Source organism: Paracoccus sp. PAR01, from assembly GCF_014851995.1.
Classification (GTDB): Bacteria; Pseudomonadota; Alphaproteobacteria; order Rhodobacterales; family Rhodobacteraceae; genus Paracoccus; species Paracoccus litorisediminis.
On the sequence record NZ_JACVAW010000083.1, the window covers coordinates 1 to 1,029 of the forward strand.

At 61.6% G+C, this 1,029-nt stretch carries 2 protein-coding genes and 1 pseudogene; all 3 read right to left on the reverse strand.

The annotated features are described in order from the left end of the window. Window positions 1-322 (reverse strand): DDE-type integrase/transposase/recombinase (locus tag IB235_RS24750; protein ID WP_192339065.1); only part of this gene is annotated, 322 nt, incomplete at its 3' end. A gap of 48 nt (window positions 323-370) precedes the next feature. Continuing rightward, window positions 371-754: an IS3 family transposase gene (locus tag IB235_RS24755; RefSeq protein ID WP_192339067.1), complete on the reverse strand. Its 384-nt coding sequence runs from the start codon at window positions 752-754 to the stop codon at window positions 371-373. A gap of 44 nt (window positions 755-798) precedes the next feature. Further along, window positions 799-1,029: pseudogene (locus IB235_RS24760) on the reverse strand (hypothetical protein); the annotation flags it as partial.

The window sequence follows — 1,029 nt, forward strand, 5'->3', positions numbered from 1 at the left end:
TATTGTAGACCTGCTCGATGAAGACCGGCAACCGGCGGGCGACATCGGCGAAAGTTTCGTATCCGGCGAGATAGACCTCCTCGACCTTCAGGGTCTTCATGAAACTCTCGGCCTGGGCATTGTGATAGGGGTTCCCGACGCTGCTCATCGAGCCCAGCAGACCAGCAGCGTCCAGAGCTTCGCGATAGAGCTGGGAGACGTATTGGCAGCCCCGATCCGTGTGATGAATGCATCCCGGCGGCGGCCTCCTGCTCGTGACGGCTGATTGAAGCGCGGCCAGCGCGAGCGGTGTGTCCAGGCGCTGCGACAGGGCATAGCCCACGACTTTGCGACTGCAGGCGTCGAGGAACGAGACCTTTTCGCCATTGGTTCAAGAACAATGGTCGAGTGCGAGGTAGCAGACGCCCTGGGAGACCCGAATGTAGGTAAAGTCCGCCACCCAGACCTGGTCGGGCCGCTCCGGGATCCTGTTTCGATAGAGGTTAGGATGGATCGGCTGGTCATGGCGGCTGTCCGTCGTGCGTATATAGCGCCGCCGCGGTTTGACCCCCAATCCAGCCAACCGCATGATCCGCGCCACTTTCTTGTGGTTCACGATGAGCCCTCGGCGGCGCAACTCATGCGTCACACGCCGATAGCCGTAGCGTGGGAACTCGTCCTGGATGTCTTCGATCAAGGCGATGATTTCCGCGTCCGTCGGCCCGTTCTCAGCGGACATCGCGCGATAGTAGAAGGTGCTGCGCGGCAGGTTCATGGCTTGGCACCCCCGCCTGACGGAGCAGTGTCGGGGGCCGCTGATCACGAAGGATCTCTCGCTGCCGTTCGCGGTCGGCATCCGCGGTGTTTTTTGGCAAGATCCAACTCCATCGTCAGTTGACCCACCTTCCGCCCGAGCGCGGCGACGCGGGTTTCATACTCGGCGATAACGCTGGCCTCGGCCTCCTCATCGTTCAACTCACCCCGATCAAACTGCGTCAGCCACAATTGGATGAGGTTGGCGGAGATCTGGTGCGTGCGCTGCGCATCCCG